The following is a 19,944-nucleotide window of genomic DNA, read 5'->3' as shown; positions in this document are numbered from 1 at the left end:
ATTACTAGATTACTCGTTCACTATTGAAGTTCAAAGGTGGTAAAATCATTTCTCGTGTTAGGAAGCTCACACCCTTGGCTTCCCTCTCTGTAAACCGTAAAAATGATTTCGTGTCCTTATCGTTACTTTTTCGTTCATGTTTATTTGTTAACTCATTATACTCGCATAAAAAACAAAATCAATACCATTTTTTAATTATTCCAAATTTTCAATCTCTAAGGCCGTAAAAAAACACACTCATCCCTAGGAAAGGGACGAATGTGTTTTCGTGGTTCCACCCTTGTTCCAATCTAGACGTATTTCCTTCTAGATTGCTCAAGTTCAGATAACGGCTGATACCGTCAATAATTACTAGATTACTCGTTCACTATTGAAGTTCAAAGGTGGTAAAATCATTTCTCGTGTTAGGAAGCTCACACCCTTGACTTCCCTCTCTGTAAACCGTAAAAATGATTTCGTGTCCTTGTCATTACTTTTTCGTTCATGTCTATTTGTTAACTTATTATAGTTATCAAATTTTTAAAAAGCAAGCCTATTTTTATTAACTATTTTCAAGATCATTTTTTATTATATTTCACAATAATATTTTATACCGGCCAATCTATTTACCTATTTCGTAATTTCCCAACTTGTAAATTAATGTTTCACATAAAAGTATTCCATTCTAAAACGAGTAGATCTCTTCCTTTTAAAACTATACTAATAAAGGATTTTTAATACAATCTTTTCGTATAACTTTCTTCTAAAGAATGTGCAACATCTTCTTCTGAAGTATTCACTTTCGCATGCTCCAACAACATTTTTGCTGCTGAAGGTAACCCTTTTTTATTTAACCAAGATTCTGGATCCCACATCTTAGAACGAATAAAAGCTTTTGCACAATGAATGTAGCATTCTTCTATTTCAACAACAATTCCAAGTAACGGATTACGTCCATTCACCTGCATCTCTTTCAAAATTTCTTCATCGTTTGTAATATATGCTTTACCGTTTATTCGGAGTGTTTCCCCAAGACCAGGAATAAAAAAGATTAACCCTACGTGCGGATTTGAAATAATATTTAAAATGGAGTCTATACGACGATTGCCCGGCCTTTCCGGAATGATAATTTTATTTTTATTCAATACATATACAAATCCAGGTGCATCCCCTCTTGGCGAAGCATCACACTCTCCTAATTTATTTGCAGTAGATAATACTAGAAAAGAAGATTTAGACAGAAAATCTACACAATGATGATCAAGTGATGAAATAACTTTTTTCAAAGCTCGCTCACTTGGTTGCCCCAATATTTGTCGTAATTCTTCCTCTGTTGAAATAATCGATTTTATTTCCTTACTTTCTATCCCCATTTACAACCACCCTTTTTTTCTTTATTTTCCCAAAATTCAATACAAATATTGTATAATAAAATTTGCAGAAAGGGGAATTAAAATGACAGAGTGGTTAACGATATTTGATTCTGAAAAAAATACACTTGGAAAGAAATTACGTGATGAAGTGCATCGTGACGGTGATTGGCACGAAACATTCCATTGCTGGTTTGTAGAAAAAGATGATGAAGATATGTTCTTATATTTCCAATTACGCTCTAAAAATAAAAAAGAAGCTCCGGGTATATGGGATATTACTTCAGCTGGACATATTATGCATGATGAAGATGTACAAATTGGCGGCCTTCGTGAAATTGAAGAAGAATTGGGGCTTTCCTTTCAAAGGACTGATTTAGCATACAAAGGAGTCTATAAAATAGATTATGAAATTTCAGATCTTACTGATCGTGAGTTTTGTCATATGTATTTTCACAACGTAATAAAGCCTCTTCCATTTGCACCAGGTGATGAAGTAGACGATGTGATGAAAGTACATGCAACTGCTTTTCTACAACTATTAAAAAGAGAGATTTCATCTTTTTCGGCTATTTCTGTTTTAAACAATAAACCAATTACAATAACATTTGAAGATATTTATCCGTATGATCTTACATACTATGAATTTGTTGTTGAAAAAGGAAAAGAATTACTAAAAAATAATGATTTGTAAATAGAATAGGACTCCCTACCTATATTGGCCGGGAGTCCTATTTTTTTATTATCGCTCAAGTGTCTTCAAACTTTTCTCTACTCGCATGAATAAGCGAATGATTAGTACTAACATAAAGATCATTATCGCTAACGTTGTATGGGGATATCTAAACAGTATACTAATAACACTTCCTATCAACATCATAATGAACCCATTTTGTTTCATCACTTCTGCACTATACCTGTTACCTGCATCCCATAACTTCTTATTTTTCATAGACCGTTTCGTCCGATAACCATACGCTGCGTTAATATCCGTCGGTGGATTCTTTTGAAGAATACGTGCAGCAAGTATAAATATAATACCGATCAACATGCTTATTCCTATGTTTGCTAGTGCATACATCAATTATATCCACCCCCTAATTTACACCTTCATTATACTATATAATCATTCGAATTCCAATTATTAACATTTTTATTTTCTCTCTTTAGATGTCTGGAACATACTTGAAAGTGTTACAAAGCGTGCTCCTTTCGTTTTTAACTGTGGAATGATTTTGTCTAGTGCATCTACTGATCCTTGTAAATGCCCACCTGGCGTTGAATGTTGGAGGATGACACTACCTGGAAATGAATTCCCTAGCACATTATTTGTAATCGTATCAGCACTTACACCTTTCCAATCAACCGTATCAACACTCCACTGTACAATCATAAAATTTTGCTCTGTTGCCCACTTCAATTGATTTTCAAGTATTTCACCGTAAGGCGGACGTATAAACTTCGGTGCATAACCAGCTAACCGATTTAATATTTCTTCCGTTTTTATAATCTGATTATGGTACTCAGCCTCATTTACTTTCGCTAAATTTGGATGACTATACGTATGATTACCAATTACATGCCCTTCATTTGCAATACGCTTTACTACATTCGGAAACTTTTCTGCATTTTCACCGAGCAAGAAAAAAGTAGCTTTCACATTATGTTGTTTTAACTTATCTAAAATTTTTGGCGTAAATACTAAATCTGGTCCATCATCAAATGTAAGAGCTACTTCCGCTTTATTGTATGGTCCTGAAAATGCATACGCATATTTTTCGACCCATGAAAATGGTGTCCATGATCCACGATCCTCTTCTTTCATTTGTGCTTCATAATTTTGAGGAACATGTAATGCGTATGGTAGCGCATTTACATAGTCTCCATAATAAAATGAATGATATGGCATATAAGCGTACGAAATATTGCGTTCTAGCCCTAAAGGAAATGGAACGAACATTTCTGGTGAATAAAAATAATACATGATAAAAACCTCCCTAAAATTTCATATGTGTTTCATCTGTACTTTGTTAGAGAAATTCTGATTCCTGAACTAAAATAAGACTGTCCGTAATTAGGACAGTCTTACTGATTTATATACTTAATAAATTACTTTACTATCTTTCGGTAATTTTCTTACATGCTTTAAATAGCTCGTCACTTTGTCATCATCATCTTGCGGATATTGATATTCATAAGTGTTAGCAATTTCGTTCGCAACTTTCCTAAATAAATTACCCATTATGAAAAATGAATCCCAAATATTTTCATACTCTGCATTTGAAAATGTCCTTTTAAACTGCTCCCAGACATCTTTTTCAACATATTGTTCGAAATACTTCCCAAACTTCCCAGCATTAGCTGTAAACTTTGTTTTCATACCAATATGCCACTCTAGCATTACAACTAACATATCTCGCATTGGGCCTTCAAGCATTCCTTTCGCATAAGTAAGCTCCTCGCGCCATAACCCTTTTCCTACATTTGTACTGCACCACCAAAATTCATTACAGCAATCTAAAAACTCTTTTTCCGTAGGCTTTTTTACTAAGTAATCTTTATCGCTTGCTGGTCGGAATTCTTCCAGACAATTATCTTTATCAAGAAGCAGTTTACTTAAACTATCTTTTCCAACGAACTTTTTTATTAACTCAACTGGAACTAGTGTTAAATCAATCCGATTCCCATCCATGAACTGCATTAAATACGGAAACTTCCCGTCTTCATCTGCTGGAATTAATGACATTTCTTCCGGCATTTGTACAATCATTATTTCTCCAAATCTATGAATCCAATTATGATTAGATATAAAAGATTGTATATCATTCACAACATACATAATATCATAATCTTGAAAACAATCTTTTTTCACATTTGGATTTACACGCGATCCATTCATGATGACAGCTCGAATTCTTTCATCCTCTTTTGCTGTATTTATAATTAAGTCTAGCATTTCTTTTTCAGTTCTCATCTACTTATAGCCTCCAATTTTTTAATATATAATATAATGCTATGTATACTGGAGGTCCACGAGCTAATCTCGTTATACACGATACATGTTATAATTTTTGAAACTTCTTTTTCATCCCTTTTTCCTCCTTACATCACTCTTTTACAACTGCCATCACAAACCCATCGTATCCCTTACTTCCTACAGTTTGAAGCGCTGTAGCACTAACACGTGGCTCAGCAGCTATTAATTCATAGAAACGGCGTATTCCTTGTACACGAGGATCGCTACTAGTATTGTCAATAACTTCTCCTTCACGTACTACGTTATCACCAATAATTACAGTACCCGGTCGTGATAGTTTTAGTGCCCATTCAAAATAAGCAGGGTTATTTTGTTTATCAGCATCTATGAAAATAAAATCAAAAGGTTCATACTGCTCATTTTTTATTTGTTGTAAAGAATCTAACGCTAATCCTGTTCGTATTTCAATTTTATCATTCAAATTAGCACGTTCAATATTGCTACGTGCAATTTCTGCATGTTTTTCATTTGCTTCCAATGTAACAACTTGTCCTCCAGATGGTAAGCCCCTTGCAATCCATATCGTGCTATATCCGCCTAGAGTACCAATTTCCAAAATGTTTCGAGCTCCTTGAATTTGTACTAATAGTTGCAAAAACTTCCCTTGCGTTGGCGATACATCATGTGCCGGTAAATTAGCTGCAGCGTTTGCTTGAAGGACCCTTTCTAATGTAGAATCTTTCGGTATTAATACATCACTCATATATTGATCAACAGCCGACCATTTCTCAATCGTACTCATGTATATACCATCCCCCTTAAAGTTTTTTTATGCTTTTCTACCATTCACACTTGATTATACCGAAAATTCCGTTTTATATACAAAAAATAAAGAAGGAACACCCACTCCATTACAGAATAGATGTCCCTTCTTTGTTAATACATGTAGCCCTTACGGATTAGTAGACCAAAGTCCTGCTGATTTAATAAATGTACGTTTATTTAATTTCAGCTGTGCTACGATAAACTCTGCAATATCTTCTGCTTGCATTACTTTATCAGGATTTCCATCAGTTAACCCTAAATCTACAGCCATATCAGTTGCTACTGTACTTGGAGTTAAAGCCGTTACACGAATGTTATGTTTACGAACTTCCATCGCTAACGATTCTGTTAAGCCAAGAACACCAAATTTAGAAGCACTATATGCACTTGTTACAGGCGCGCCTTTTTGTCCTGCTGTAGATGAAATATTAATAATATCACCAGATTGTTGTTCAATCATGCTTGGTAAAGCGGCACGAGTTGCATAGTATACACCCATTAAGTTTACTTGAATGATTTTTTCCCAATCAGCAACGTCTAATTCTAAAAACTTACCAAATTTAGAAATACCAGCGTTATTAATTAAAATATCGATAGACCCTAAACCGTTTTTTAACGTTTCAATTGCAGTCGTTACCTCTTCATACGAAGATACATCAGCAGTCGCAATAACAGCTTTTACGCCTTCTGCTTCCACTTCTTTCGCTACAGCTTTTAAGTTTTCTTCTGAACGAGCTAAAAGACCTACATTTACGCCTTCTTTCGCTAATGCGATCGCTACAGCACGACCAATACCTCTACCTGCTCCTGTAATTAAAGCATTTTTACCTTGTAATAATTCTGCCAAGTATAACACTCCTTAATCTTCTCTGTTGTTTATCATATTAAAAGTGTATCTATGTTTATGTAAAAAGGCAATGATGCACTTTCATGTGCGTAGGTTACTTGTAGGTAACCATAGTAGCTATATATGCCTTTTTAAAGAAAAATAGTGTTAGAAATCTTTCCACCTAACACTACTTTTCTTCATATTTAGGAATACACACAATAAATTCTGTACCATTTCCTTCCTCACTCTCGACTTTTATTTCTCCTTCATGAAGATCAAGTACTTTTTTTACAATAGATAAACCTAAGCCACTTCCTCCATAGGCACGATTTCGTGAAGAATCCGCTTTATAAAAACGCTCAAAAATATGTTGTTTCTGTTCTTCTGATATACCAATTCCTGAATCACAGATACGCACTTCCACTACTGTCTCATGTTCCTTTAACTGAATAGTGATCGTACCACCGCTTGGAGTAAATTTAATGCTATTATGAATTAAATTAATCCACACTTGACTCATACTTTCTTGGTCTGCAGTTACATGGACTTTCTCTAAATCAAGATCTAATTCAATTTCTTTTTCAGCCCAGAGTGGTTCACTATTTAATACAATTTGCTTTAACTGTTGATCTAATCGATAGCTCACTCTTTCTGGTGTATACTCTTCGGATTCTAAAAGAGTTAGCTTCAATAAGTTTTGACTTAGTTTAGATAATCTCGTTGTTTCAGTTTCAATAATGGTAAGATAATGCTTTCTTTTTTCCTCAGAAAGATTATCATCTTGTAGTGCTCTAGCAAATCCTTTTATAGAAGTTAATGGTGACTGTATTTCATGTGAAACATTCGATACAAATTCCTGGCGCATTTTTTCCATCGCATTCAGTTCGTCTGTCATATCATTTATACTTTTTACGAGCACACCAATTTCTCCATCATACTTTTCTTCATTTCGTATTTTTACGGAGAAGTCTCCTTTTGCAATTTTTTGTATCGGTTCAATAATAGCCCAAATCATTGCCTCTCGCTTCGGTCTCATTAATACTCCAATCAATACCCAAATAAGAACGATAAATACAAAACCGACCATATCACTAATTAAAAACGTAACAAACGGCGATACGTTTATTTCAAGAGCATTTATAATACTTGATGATACATAAAATGCGATAGACCAAATTATTGTTAGAAAAGAAAAGAGTGCTAATACCGCTCCAATTACTTTCAATATCTTCAACTTACTCATTTGTTTTCTTTTTCTCATTTACTTACCTCTAAGCGATACCCTAAACCTCTTATTGTTTTAATACTAAATTTCGACTGCTCTTCTTGAAACTTCTCACGTAACCGATTAATATGAACATCTAATGTACGTTCATTCCCTTCAAAATCATATCCCCATACATCTTCAATTAATTGCTCTCTCGAACAAGTTCTTCCCGCCTTAGATCCTAATGTAAAAAGTAACTCGAATTCTTTTAGCGGTAACGTAACCGTTTGTTCCCCCAGTGTCACTTCAAACGTTTTACGGTTTAACAGTACATTTCCAACTTGAATCGATTGCGATACTGTAATTTGGTAACGTTTCAGTAACGCCTTTACTCTCACTACTAATTCTATAGGATCAAATGGTTTTACGAGATAATCATCTGTTCCAAGGTGAAAACCTTTTACTTTTTGAGATGTTTCCCCTTTGGCAGTTAGCATAAGAATCGGGATATCATAGTATTTTCTTAATTCAAAACATACATCATATCCATCCATATTCGGCATCATAATATCAAGAATAACCATATCGACTTTTACTTCGTCTATTTTCTGAAGAGCATCTAGTCCATCAATTGCCTCATATGTTTGAAAGCCTTCCCGCTCTAAAAAAACAGAAACGAGTTCTCTAATATGTGGATCGTCGTCTACTATTAAAATTTTAGGTATCAAAGGAACCATTTCCTTTCTACTAAGCATCTTTTATATTTTTTAAAAATGAATCATCAGTGGAGTACAATCTCCACTGATGATTCATTTTATAATGCGCCCTCTTTAATTTTCAATTGTTGCGTTGCAAACTCACGATACATGTCATGTGTACGTAATAATTCATCGTGCGTACCGCTTCCTGTAAGGTTCCCTTTTTCAATAAAGATAATTTTATCTGCATCTACAACCGTAGAAAGCCTATGTGCAATAACCAAAGTTGTTCTGCCTTTCATTAAGTTATTTAATGCCTTTTGAACGACAGACTCGGATTTACTATCTAGACTTGAAGTTGCTTCATCTAACATAAGAATTTGCGGATTTCGAAGTAATGCTCGGGCAATCGCAATTCGCTGTCTTTGTCCTCCAGAAAGCTTCACACCGCGCTCTCCAACTTCTGTTGCATATCCATTTGGTAAATCATGAATAAATGCATCAACATATGCCATAGCTGCTACTTTTTCAATTTCTGCATCCGTCACTTCGCCCTCAACACCGTAACAAATATTATCACGAATCGTTCCATCGATTAACGGACTATCTTGTGATACATAACCAATTTGACGTCGCCATGACTGCAATGAATAGCTCGTAATTGATTCTTTTCCTAATTTAATAGCACCACCAGTTGGCTCATAAAAACGTTCTAGTAATGAAAATAAAGTTGTTTTTCCGCTACCACTTGGACCTATAATCGCTGTTACTTTTCCAGATTCAATTGTGAAATCAATATTGTTCAATACTTTCTCATCTTCGTTATACTCAAAATGTACATTTTCAAGAACTATCGACTGCTTAGCATTCGAAACCTTCACACCAGTTTCATGATCTTCTACTTCATATTCTAAAATCGCATTAATTCTTTCCGTTGCACCAATTGCCTTTTGGAATTGTGTAAAGAACATAGATAACTGGCTCATTGGCATAATAATTTGAACTAAATATAAAATAAATGCTACAAGTTCACCTGTTGTTAATGCACCACTAGAAACTCGCATTCCACCATAGCCTACGATAATAACAAGCAGTGCCATTAAAACAAACGACATAACTGGTGAAATTAATGCTTGCACTTTTCCTTCTTTTAAACCAAATTGCAATAACTTTTGTATCCCTGTATTACCTGTCTCATATTCTCTTTTTTCTGTATTTGAAGATTTCACTAAACGAATTTCTGATAACACCTGTGTTAACACACTTGTAAAAGATGCTGTTTCATCTTGAAGCGCTTTTGAAATCTTATACATTTTTCGTCCAAGAGGAACTAAAATTAATACAGATAACGGAATAACCGTTAAGAGTAAAGCTGTCATTTTCCAATCTAAAACAAATAATACAATTAATGATCCAACAATTGAAATACCGCCTGTTAATAAATTCGACAAGTGCTCAGAAATTAATGTTTTCACAACACCTGTATCATTTGTCATACGGCTAATCGTATCGCCTGTTCTATTTTGATCATAATAAGATACTGGTAAAACAAGCACCTTTTTCCACAAACGTTCTCTCAGTCCAGCTACAATCTTCTGCCCAATATAATTTAGTAAATAAATAGACAATCCTGCAGCAATGGTTTGCATGACAAAGAAGGCAACTAGCCCAACAATTTGTCCTGTACTAATTGACGAAAGCGAAAAATTATCTACTAATCCTTTTGTTAACATCGGAATAAATAAACTCGCTCCTGTAGAAAGCAAACTCATTAACAATGCAAAAACAAGAATCCCTTTCGGAGGATTTGTATCTCGAATAAGGCGTAAAAACTGCCTCCAACTTCCTTTTTTCTTCATTTCATTTCTAACTTCCATTCCTGTTCATCTCCTCGTGTTAAGCCAAACTGCTCTTTCTAAAACTAGAATACAGTACAAATGTAAACTGAATGTAAACACACTTTTTCTAGTTTTACAAAATATACATAAAAACTCATCTTTACAACAGATATAAACATCTGATATTATTACCTGGTACTTAATATTATTGTATGTGAATTATAGATAACTAATTTAAAATACTATATAAATCTCCAGTTATTGAAAGGAGTATCCTTTTTGCAAACAAATATACATTCTGAAAAGGAAACAATCATTTTTATTCACGGGTTAGTTGGCAATCGTCGTGCCTTCAAAAAAGAGCATAAACGATTTTCTGCTTCCTACAACATTATAACTTATGACTTATTAGGTCACGGCGACGATAAAGGAGAAGCTATTGAATTTTCATTACAGCGCCTCGTAGATCAATTATTGAAATTATATGAAAAAGAAGGTATTACAGAGGCTCATATTTGCGCTTTAAGCTATGGCTGTTATATCTCCACTATTTTTGCACAAATGCACCCGGAAAAGGTATTAAGCATTTGTCATATTGGTGGACATTATAATAATCCATCCCTTTTATATAACGTATTTCAAAAATTTTGGGAGAAGCGAGGAGACGAATACTCTAAATGGCTCTCTCAATACGCAAATACTATTTTTCCAAGCGGCATATTAAAAGCGAATCCGTTCGCAGTCATTTCAAAAAATATTTACTACCGTTTCGGATTACAATTACATTCATCCATAATTGCCCAATCATTACGACACCGGTTAGAATTCGATTTAAAATCTAAATTAAAATCACTTCCCCACCCTATATTATGGGTAATGGGTGAACAAGATCATCTCTATAAATCTTGCCTATTTGATTTAAAATCTATTCTGCCAAACGTTCTATATAAGGAAATACCTTTAGCAGGACATGCTGCTAACTTATTTCGTCCTAACTATTTTCATGACTTATATGATCGATTTTTAAATGGAAAGTTAAAATAAAAACTACTAAACTTCCAATTTATTCAACTATAAAAAGGCTTCCCAAGTTTCCTTGGAAAGCCTTTTCTCTATACGAAAAGTATAAAATACTTTTTCTTAGTATGCTTTTGTGTAACCTAAAATGTGCTTGCTCCAGTAAGAGTTGCTTACAGAACTAATACGTACACCAGTTGCATCAGTTTCTGCACTAATGAACTGACCGTTTCCTAAGTAAACACCCATGTGAGAAGGACCTGATTTATAAGTATTTTGGAAGTATACTAAATCACCAGGTTGTGGATTACTAGTTTTTGTTTTAGAGCTCCAGTATCCAGCAACTGTTTGACGAGCGCCTTTATGACCAGTTTGATTTAATACGTAGTGAATGAATCCACTGCAGTCAAAACCAGCAGGTGTTGTACCAGCAGTTCTGTATGGTGAACCATTTAAAGATCTAGCGAATCCAGCGATTGAAGACGTATCTCCACCTGTAGGTGCTGTTGGTTTTTGTACTTGGTTAGAACCTTGGTTAGAACCTTGGTTACCACCAGTCACTCCACCTTTTACAAACTTAACATAGTCTGCACTTACGTAACCTGTGCGGCCATTATGGTTAATCTTGTACCAACCATTTTCTGCGCCAGTTACGTTTAATACTTTACCGTTTGTTACCCCACCAATTACAGCATTGTATGTAGCTGGGCCTGTACGTACTTTTAAAGCACCAGTGTTAACAACATAAGAACCACCAGTTTGAACTGTAGTAGTATTGTTGTTGTTTGTAGTTGGTTTTTGTGTTTCGTTAGATACAGCAGAACCACCTTTTGTTACGAAGTCTTTGCTTACGTATCCAGTTCCACCGTTGAAGTTGATTTTAAACCAATCTTGTACTTCACCTACAACTTGTACTGTTTTCCCTTTATTTACAGAACCTAATACTGTATGAGAAGTACTTGGGCCTGTACGTACGTTAAGTGAAGAAACGTTTACTGTGTAAGTACCTGTTCCTTGTTGAACAGTTGTTCCTTTGTTACCACCAGTTGTTACGAAGTCACCACTTACATAACCTGTTTGGCCGTTTACACTTACTTTGAACCAACCGTTTTCTTGTCCAATTACTTGTAGTACTTGACCTTGTTTTACTTTAGAAATAACGTTATGTCCTGTACCAGCACCTGAACGAACATTTAATACATCAGCAGTTACTGTGTATTTTAATTCAGAAGTTGTTTCTACTTTTTTTGTTTCAGTTACAGTCGTTTGAGTTTGTGTTTGAGTTTGTCCATTAATTTCTTTTAGCGCTTCGTTCGAAACTTGTGCATGAGCAGAATCCATTCCTGGAACTGCAACGCCAGCTACAGAAGCTGCTGCTAAACCTGCAATTACTTTTTTCATAAGTTGTCTTTACTTCCTTTCCCTACTATCCTCTTAAAAAAACTTAAAACTTTAATACTTTACAATATTATCAAAGTAAAATATTCATCCAGTTCCATTTTTTAGCAAGAGTTTTATTTTTCACACGTAGTTCATTTTAAATGAACGAAGTGAATTTCGTGTGAACTTCATGTGAACTTTATCATTAAATATAGTAATTTTGCAACGATTTTCTTCAAATGCCTTATGTATTGCATGAAAATTCGACATCTCATTCATTATCTTAATATAGAATACTTATTTTCTATCCAATAAAAAAATTTTATTAACGAATACAAAACAAATTATATGTTTCCTTGATAAAATGAATTACATGAAGCGTACTCTTATCATGGCAAAAATTACTTAATTAATCAATAGTATAATATTTTTAGAAAACTAATTTCCTATACGATTTATGTTTTTTAAATAATTTGACGAATTGTAAGATTTGGTTCTCAAAACCTCATTCTATGTTAAAGAAATTACACACTCCATTGACTATTTTTTACTAACTATGGAATTTTTGAAATATCCTTGTTATTATTTATATAATCATATAATATGAAACTCTTATCAACAAAGAGATGTACAATGGGAATTTAAGGACTGCCGACTTCTACCATTCCAAATTGTAGTCTTACTAGTAATGAACAAGGAGGTGCATTTGTGAAAAACATAATAGACGATCACATAAACAAAAATATAGAACTATACTACGCCTTTATTCAGTTCGTTTCATTTATAACATTACAAAAAATATCAACTATTGAAACACGTAAAAAAGAATTGGAAAATCAGATGAAAAATAGCCAACAAAAAAATCCCACTAATTATTATCCTTCACCAATCGGGCGTTTGCGGGCCGTTAATGCGGGATAATAAAAGGTGAACAGGTCGTATCCCTGTTCACCTTTTATTATTTCTACCTTATTTATAAATTTTCACACGATTTTCTAATGGTTGGAACTCTTTTTCGCCAGCAAGTACTACTGGTTTACCAAATGGCATTTGCGCAGTGAGTTTCCAGTTTTCTGGAACATCCCATTCTTTTCTTACTTTTTCATCAATTAATGGATTATAATGTTGCAATGTAGCACCAAATCCTTCAATTTCTAAAGCTGTCCAAATTGCAAATTGTAACATCCCTGAGGATTGCTGTGACCAAGTTGGAAAGTTCTCTTTATATAGTGCAAATTTTTCTTGAAGCCCTTCCACTACTTCACTGTCTTCAAAGTATAAAACCGTTCCATAACCACTTTTAAATGCATTCATTTTTTCTTCTGTAGGTGCAAAGTTATTTTCGGGTACAATTTTCCGTAACGTTTCTTTCGTAAGATCCCATAATTTATCATGTTGTTCTCCTAATAAAACAACAACACGAGCACTTTGAGAATTAAAAGCTGAAGGTGTATGTTTTACAGCATGATAAATCACTTCTTGAATTTTCTCATCAGAAACTACTTGCTCTTTACTAATTGCATAAATAGATCTTCTGTCTTCAATTGCTGAGTAAAAATCTTTTGCCATCATAATTCCCTCCAATTTTCAATTGAGGCTATTTCATATGTATACATCATACAACGCCCCTTCAAACTTATTATTAATAAGTTTATAACTTTATACTATCAACAAACATTGATAAACTCAAATAATAACTCTCACATTTTTTACCTTTTTACTTCCCGTGTTTTAAATAAAAAAGCAGTTTATCGTTACTAAAAATAAGTAACAATAAACTGCCTTCCTCATGTAATGTTCTAACTTAGCATTTTACTTAATTAACTAATCCAAATGTATATGACATTAACTTATTCGTCTCTGTAAAACGTTTTGTTTTACTGGAAGTCCCCATGACTACTGTAATAATTCGAGTATCTCCTTGTTTTGCAGTACCTGTAAAACAGTACCCTGCACTATCTGTAAATCCTGTTTTTAATCCGTCTATTCCTTCTATATATAAACTTTTATTATTTTTGTTTAGCATGTCATTTGTACTGATAACATTAATATTATTAAATGCTAACTGACTTTGACGTAAGTGAGTCACTTCTAATATCTCCGGATAATCTTTTATAAGATGATACGCCAGTTTTGCTACATCGGCAGCTGTCATCTTAGTCTCACTTCCATCAGGCTCTTGTAGCCCTGATGCATTTGCGAATTTAGCATGTTCCGACATTTCTAACTGTTTCGCTTTTGCATTCATAAGTTGAACGAAATCTTTCTCCGTCTTTGCCATATGTTCTGCTAACGCCACCGCCGAATTATTTGCCGATTCAATCATTAATGCATGGTACAAGTCTTTCACAGTCAATGTGTCATTCACTTGGACTGGGATTCTCGCACCCTCTGTTTGCGCTGCTTTCTCACTCATTTTCACCGGATCTTCCCAGCGAACTTTCCCATTATGTACACTCTCTAATAAAAGGTACGCTGTCATCATCTTAGACATACTAGCTGGCGCAAAAGCTTCATTTTCGTTATGTTGATAAATAACATCTCCATTACTCGCATCGATAATCATAGCTGCTTTTGCATCAACTTTTGGTGGGATGTACTTTGACGGAACTACTTTTTCAGTTAACCCAGTTTTAGGTAGCTCTGCCACTTGTAAAGGTGGTCCCTCTACATTTGTTGTACTCTTTTGAGTTCCTTGGAATAAGAACCAACATATCCCTAAAATAATGACTAATAGGATTGTTACTCTTCCCCATTTCAACCGATTCATTTCAAAACTCCTTTAGCAAACCTTTTATACACTCACAGTCAACCATAACAACAATTCCTGCATATCGTCAAGGTAAAAAGTATATTTATTCATATACAACAATTATTATTTCAATCTATTTATGTTACACTATGAATACTGAAATATAAGAATATTCAATGATAAATTCATAAACAAACTATTTAATAGAAAGGATTCATACAAATGATACTTCCAAAACCATTAAAATACGGCGATACTATTGGGATTTATTCGCCCTCTTCACCAGCAACCTACACTTCCCCAAAAAGGTTTGAACGAGCAAAATCTTACTTAAAACAGAAAGGGTTTCATATATTGGAAGGTTCACTTACAAATCAATATGATTATTATCGTTCTGGCAGCATACAAGAGCGTGCTGATGAACTAAATGATTTGATAAGAAATCCAAATATTTCTTGTATCATGTCAACAATTGGTGGGATGAATTCCAATTCATTATTACCTTATATCGATTATGATACTTTTCGAAATAACCCTAAAATAATGATTGGATATTCAGACGTATCAGCTTTATTACTAGGAATTTATGCAAAAACAGGAACTCCTACATTTTACGGTCCTGCACTCGTTCCTTCTTTTGGAGAATTTGAGCCTTTTGTAGATGACACATACAAATATTTTTCAGAAACATTACTAAACGATCAACCTCTTCCTTACAATATAAAGCAACCGTTATTTTGGTCAGATGAATTTATTAATTGGGAAGAAAAAATGAAAGAAAAAGAACTTAGACCAAATAATTGGATTTCTGTAACGAATGGACAAGCTACTGGGCGTATGATTGGCGGGAACTTAAATACAATACAAGGAATTTGGGGTAGTCCTTATATGCCACCTATTCAAGAAGGTGATATTCTATTTATTGAAGATAGCTCAAAAGATGCAGCTACTATTGAAAGAAGCTTTTCCTTACTTAAACTTAACGGAGTATTTGATAAAGTCTCTGGTATCATTCTTGGAAAACATGAGCAATTTGATGATTGCGGTACGAATCGAAAACCTTACGAAATACTATTAGAAGTACTACAAAATCAAAGAATCCCTTTTCTAGCTGACTTTGATTGTTGTCATACGCATCCAATGATCACTATGCCCATAGGTATTCCAATTAAGTTGGATGCGACCAATAAAACGATACATATTTTAGAAAAATGGACGGTCTAAGCACACTTATATTATAGGAAGAAAATATAATGAACTTACCATTAGAAAACAATGAAAAGCTCCGTTTATGAAAAACGGAGCTTTTCATTATTGACCTAAATTTTGTATCTTATCTTTCAAATCTCGCACTTGATCCATCGTCTGCATAAGCTCAGAGTTTTTAAATTGCTCTACATCAATTTTCCCTTCCTCTACCTTCTTCATAGACGTATCAATTAATGTATTTAACTTTTCATTATATCCGACGATTTGTTGGTGAAGATCCTTCGCAACATCTGGTGGTGTTAATTCATTAAAAGCTGGTATATGTTGTTTAATTTCATTTAGCTTCGCTTCCAATTCTTTTCGGGCTTCTTTATCATTAACAGCCTTTTCCGCTAACGCTGGAGCTTCATTTGCAAATGCGCTTATTTCATTCACATAGTCTGTTGCCTTTTGAGCATAATCTAATGAGTTCTTTCCTTCCTCTACTATCGAACAACCTATTAAACCAATTGAAACTATCAATACTAATAAAATTGATTTTATTTTCATTTTAGACTCCCTTCGTCTTTATAATTGTCTGTAAGCTTCCCTTCATAACTTCTAGCTTAATTGCTTATAACCTTTTTTCAAATAGCAATTTACCCACTTACATGCCCTATTATTGTTACAACATCAATTTCTATATGTACGCTAATAATATCTTCAATTATATCCATATATCCTTGTCCTATAGCTGTTCCATAGTGTAATGACAGCCCCTTCTTTTCATAAACTGACTTTGGCACTGTAAAAATAAATCTCCTCAAGTTTCTTTCATCAGCTGGTTCCATAATTAAAACAATCCCATCCTCATCAAACATATACACTCGCCCTCCAACTTTACATTCACTATGGCTCAGTATTGCCTTGGTCAACTAAATTTAAAACCTAAAAATACGATACACGCTGCTCTATAATTAAAATAAGAAGCATTCATTCTTTTTTTAAAGAATGAACGCTTCTTCAAAACGTTGTTTTAAAGGTCCTTCCCCCCTGTAGATGGGGGATATCACTTCCCCTCAATACACATCTCTTGCCTATCATTTTCGGACAATATAGAGCATATCTGTTTCAGATAACCCAAATTTCTTAGCGCTTTTCATTCCTTGTTTTTCAGCTATGTTATACAGTTCCACCTTAAATCCTGCATTCATTAATCGTTGAATAAATCCTGATTGATTATAAATTCTTACATGATCTTCATGACCAAAAGCTAATTTTCTTAATTTCGGTGTTACAATTAATTCATTCTCTATAATAGAATCTACATTCATTACGATTGGCACTTGAATAATTCCCCATCCATTTGGCTTTAATATTCTATATAACTCTCGCATCGCTTTTTCATCATCGAAAACGCGTTCTAATACATGGTTACATAAAATCACATCAAATGTGTTATTTTCATATACAATTCTTGTAACATCTATTTCTTTCATTAACGGATCCTTCGGTTCAATATCTCCACATACATATGTAATGTTTTTATACTGACTAAACCATCCTCTTACCTTTGCTTCCGGTGCAATATGAAGTACAGTATCATTTCCACTTAATAAATCAGTTTCCATTTCAATATAAACACGATATAACCTTTCACGATCCATCGAATCACATACCGGACAAATCCCCGTATCTTTATTCCACATCTCGAATTTATATTTTGGAAAATCGTAATGTGCTGGCCAAGGGGAAAATTTTGCAAATTGTTGATTGCAATATTGACAATAACATACTTCTTTCTCAAATATACGAGTAACTACCTTATTTAGTGCCTTCTCTATCTTTCCATTATCAATTTCATTTAAATGTCCACCTCTTACTGCATCTTTCATTATGAACACCGCATTTTCCAAACAATAAGTCAAGCACTCTTTATAATCTTGCTCATCATTTAAAAATCCACTATTATATGCATCTATTATTAATTCAATCCATTCCTCAATTGTCATGAATATAAACTGCTTTTGCTTTTGATTTCGTCCACTATACTGTCTAAAATAACTAAGCGGTTCCTGTATATAAACGACTCTACCTTTCTTCATCATATCGAGCCATGTTGCAATGTCATGAATAGCAGAATAAGCTTTCCCCTTAAAACAACCAAACTCCCCTCCAAAAAACTTCCGATTAAACAGAACTGTTGTAGGTTCACCAACTACATTTTTCAAGTTTTTTAACATATAATTCCCTAATTCTTTCCCTTCAAAAAGTGTAGTTTCTTTGGCAATTTTCATATTCAATGTTGATGGGTGTAAAACCTCTCCATTCTCATCAATTAGTTCCCGATATGATGTCACAAACGAAATGTTTTCTATTCTAAAAAAACAATTCATCATTTTTTTAATCTTTTCAGGATGAAATAAGTCATCATCTAATAAAAAGTTTATATACTCTCCAGTTGCAAGTTCTATACATTTATTAAAGTTCTCAGCTTCTAATGGGGTTTCATTTTTAACATATGTAATGCATTCATATTCACGTAAATATGGTTGGATCATCGCGTGAACTTCAACGTTCGTACTGTCGTCAGAAATTATTATTTCAATATTTTCATATGTTTGTTTCAAAGCACTTTTGAGAGCTAATTCCAAATAATGAGGTTTATTATAGGCAGGAATAAGTATGCTAACTTTCGGTAAATGAGAGTTGTAATTCATATATTGTTTTTTCTTTTCTATATTAATTTTCTTTAGCTTAATTTGTTGATAAAAATCTAATGTATATAATAGTGATGATGGAACTATTCTTCTTGCATAGTCTAGAAAATTAGTTATTGCTTTGTCTAACTCTGTTTCATTAGCTAAAAAACCATATTTTTCTCCAACTATAATACTATGTGAAAAATCTTCTAATCCATCCATAAGTTTATTAGATTCATTTAACTGTTGACCTGGATGTAATCGGAAGTAACTAAGTGTCTCCGCTATATATACTGCTTTTCCTTTACTTAATAAGGATAACCATGAGGCGATATCTACGTTGCATAGATACCTCCTTTTATCAAACATACCATACGGTTCTTTCAAATCATTTTTACGAAATAATACCGTTGTAGGTTCTCCTATATAATTCTTTTGATTTACAATTACCCTATTTGCTAATTCCACCCCATCTACTATTGTGTCATTTTCAAATAGACGTACTGTTGAATAAATATGTCTTAATTCGTTCTCTTCATCATCAATTACTTGGCGATGGGATGTTACGAGCTTAATTTCATGATTTAAATCATTGACATAATATTTCATCATTTTTTCAATTTTATTAACATGAAATATATCATCATCCATTAAAAAGTTAATATACTCGCCGTTCGCCTCATTACATAACATAAGTGCATTTTCAAATTGCCCTAGAGTTGAGCTATTTTTTATATAATTAATATTTGAATACTTACACAAATATTTTTGTAATACCTTTTCTGTTTCGTCATTCGTACTATCATCTCCAATAATAATTTCTATATTAGGATATATTTGTTCTAACACACTACATAATGCTTTTTCAAAGTAGTGAGGACGATTATAAGTAGGAATTAATACACTCACCAATGGCATTCGATCTATCGCCTCTTTACTTTTTTCAAAATGACCTCTCATCTTATTCCTCCACCTTTTCGCATATTATTTATATACGCGACACAAAATCACATGACTAAAACCGCATGGAACCTTTATACTTTTATGCAAGCTCGTAACAAAATATCCTACTTTTCACTCCTATATATACACACTCAATAATACAGACATTTGATTTACAGCTTTCCATTCATAATGATTACCATCCTAAAACAGTATTGAGCCAAATAAATCTATACGTTG

19 protein-coding genes and 1 other annotated feature are annotated in these 19,944 nt (G+C 33.6%); of the genes, 4 read left to right on the top strand and 15 right to left on the bottom strand.

The features are described from left to right. Positions 1-247 precede the first annotated feature (247 nt). Positions 248-479: a binding site (T-box leader), on the bottom strand. A 234-nt stretch (positions 480-713) separates the two neighbouring features. Next, on the bottom strand, positions 714-1,352 hold the full coding sequence (locus tag JDS81_RS25415) for a pyridoxamine 5'-phosphate oxidase family protein (RefSeq protein ID WP_097953338.1): 639 nt from the start codon (positions 1,350-1,352) through the stop codon (positions 714-716). Positions 1,353-1,434: 82 nt separating this feature from the next. Here JDS81_RS25415 and JDS81_RS25410 point away from each other — a divergent pair, with 82 nt between their 5' ends. Beyond that, positions 1,435-2,043, top strand: a complete 609-nt coding sequence (locus JDS81_RS25410) for an NUDIX hydrolase (protein WP_097953337.1) — start codon at positions 1,435-1,437, stop codon at positions 2,041-2,043. Positions 2,044-2,091: 48 nt separating this feature from the next. Here the strand turns inward: JDS81_RS25410 and JDS81_RS25405 are convergent, their stop codons facing one another. The 8 genes from JDS81_RS25405 to JDS81_RS25370 form a co-directional block, all read right to left on the bottom strand. After that, a complete protein-coding gene (locus JDS81_RS25405) occupies positions 2,092-2,430 on the bottom strand; it encodes an SdpI family protein (RefSeq protein WP_141520695.1) in 339 nt (112 codons plus the stop codon). Between the two features lie 72 nt (positions 2,431-2,502). Then, positions 2,503-3,333, bottom strand: a complete 831-nt coding sequence (locus tag JDS81_RS25400) for a peptidoglycan-N-acetylglucosamine deacetylase (protein WP_097953336.1) — start codon at positions 3,331-3,333, stop codon at positions 2,503-2,505. Between the two features lie 117 nt (positions 3,334-3,450). Beyond that, positions 3,451-4,323, bottom strand: a complete 873-nt coding sequence (locus JDS81_RS25395; protein ID WP_097953335.1) for an aminoglycoside 6-adenylyltransferase — start codon at positions 4,321-4,323, stop codon at positions 3,451-3,453. 133 nt (positions 4,324-4,456) lie between these two features. Continuing rightward, positions 4,457-5,128, bottom strand: coding sequence for an O-methyltransferase (locus JDS81_RS25390; protein ID WP_000103829.1), 672 nt, complete (start codon positions 5,126-5,128; stop codon positions 4,457-4,459). A 150-nt stretch (positions 5,129-5,278) separates the two neighbouring features. Further along, positions 5,279-5,998, bottom strand: a complete 720-nt coding sequence (locus JDS81_RS25385; protein ID WP_000818985.1) for a 3-ketoacyl-ACP reductase — start codon at positions 5,996-5,998, stop codon at positions 5,279-5,281. A gap of 169 nt (positions 5,999-6,167) precedes the next feature. After that, the gene (hitS, locus tag JDS81_RS25380) at positions 6,168-7,241 is read right to left on the bottom strand and encodes an envelope stress sensor histidine kinase HitS (RefSeq protein ID WP_142311475.1); all 1,074 of its coding nucleotides are present in this window, start codon (positions 7,239-7,241) and stop codon (positions 6,168-6,170) included. Then, positions 7,238-7,915 carry a response regulator transcription factor gene (hitR, locus tag JDS81_RS25375; RefSeq protein ID WP_218923262.1) on the bottom strand — a complete coding sequence of 226 codons (678 nt, stop codon included), beginning with the start codon at positions 7,913-7,915 and terminating at the stop codon, positions 7,238-7,240. The genes hitS and hitR overlap by 4 nt, the downstream gene beginning before the upstream one ends. Positions 7,916-8,001: 86 nt before the next feature. Then, the gene (locus JDS81_RS25370; protein ID WP_097953333.1) at positions 8,002-9,762 is read right to left on the bottom strand and encodes an ABC transporter ATP-binding protein; all 1,761 of its coding nucleotides are present in this window, start codon (positions 9,760-9,762) and stop codon (positions 8,002-8,004) included. A gap of 240 nt (positions 9,763-10,002) precedes the next feature. On the opposite strand from JDS81_RS25370, the gene JDS81_RS25365 reads away from it, so the two are divergent. Then, a complete protein-coding gene (locus tag JDS81_RS25365; RefSeq protein WP_097953332.1) occupies positions 10,003-10,767 on the top strand; it encodes an alpha/beta fold hydrolase in 765 nt (254 codons plus the stop codon). Between the two features lie 96 nt (positions 10,768-10,863). Here JDS81_RS25365 and entFM read toward each other — a convergent pair whose 3' ends face one another. Further along, positions 10,864-12,141, bottom strand: coding sequence for an enterotoxin EntFM (gene entFM, locus JDS81_RS25360; RefSeq protein WP_000755505.1), 1,278 nt, complete (start codon positions 12,139-12,141; stop codon positions 10,864-10,866). A gap of 687 nt (positions 12,142-12,828) precedes the next feature. Between entFM and JDS81_RS25355 the strand changes: the two genes are divergently transcribed. After that, complete coding sequence (locus tag JDS81_RS25355) at positions 12,829-13,041, top strand: DNA mismatch repair protein MutT (protein WP_142316315.1); 213 nt, start codon at positions 12,829-12,831, stop codon at positions 13,039-13,041. A gap of 48 nt (positions 13,042-13,089) precedes the next feature. Here the strand turns inward: JDS81_RS25355 and JDS81_RS25350 are convergent, their stop codons facing one another. Further along, positions 13,090-13,692 carry a nitroreductase family protein gene (locus JDS81_RS25350; protein WP_002093783.1) on the bottom strand — a complete coding sequence of 201 codons (603 nt, stop codon included), beginning with the start codon at positions 13,690-13,692 and terminating at the stop codon, positions 13,090-13,092. A gap of 244 nt (positions 13,693-13,936) precedes the next feature. Next, positions 13,937-14,890, bottom strand: coding sequence for a D-alanyl-D-alanine carboxypeptidase family protein (locus JDS81_RS25345; protein ID WP_001080885.1), 954 nt, complete (start codon positions 14,888-14,890; stop codon positions 13,937-13,939). A 204-nt stretch (positions 14,891-15,094) separates the two neighbouring features. On the opposite strand from JDS81_RS25345, the gene JDS81_RS25340 reads away from it, so the two are divergent. After that, positions 15,095-16,096: a S66 family peptidase gene (locus JDS81_RS25340; protein ID WP_000602822.1), complete on the top strand. Its 1,002-nt coding sequence runs from the start codon at positions 15,095-15,097 to the stop codon at positions 16,094-16,096. An 87-nt stretch (positions 16,097-16,183) separates the two neighbouring features. Here the strand turns inward: JDS81_RS25340 and JDS81_RS25335 are convergent, their stop codons facing one another. The 3 genes from JDS81_RS25335 to JDS81_RS25325 all read right to left on the bottom strand — a co-directional run bounded on the left by JDS81_RS25335 (position 16,184) and on the right by JDS81_RS25325 (position 19,722). Then, positions 16,184-16,630, bottom strand: a complete 447-nt coding sequence (locus tag JDS81_RS25335) for a DUF6376 family protein (protein ID WP_097953330.1) — start codon at positions 16,628-16,630, stop codon at positions 16,184-16,186. 89 nt (positions 16,631-16,719) lie between these two features. Next, a complete protein-coding gene (locus JDS81_RS25330) occupies positions 16,720-16,941 on the bottom strand; it encodes a hypothetical protein (RefSeq protein ID WP_000459109.1) in 222 nt (73 codons plus the stop codon). A gap of 219 nt (positions 16,942-17,160) precedes the next feature. Further along, positions 17,161-19,722: a glycosyltransferase gene (locus tag JDS81_RS25325; RefSeq protein WP_097953329.1), complete on the bottom strand. Its 2,562-nt coding sequence runs from the start codon at positions 19,720-19,722 to the stop codon at positions 17,161-17,163. Between the last annotated feature and the right edge of the window lie 222 nt (positions 19,723-19,944).

This window comes from Bacillus cereus group sp. N31, assembly GCF_016483245.1.
GTDB classification, from domain to species: Bacteria; Bacillota; Bacilli; order Bacillales; family Bacillaceae_G; genus Bacillus_A; species Bacillus_A toyonensis.
Note: the sequence above shows the minus strand (reverse complement) of the source record. Positions and strands in the feature narration are given on the sequence as shown.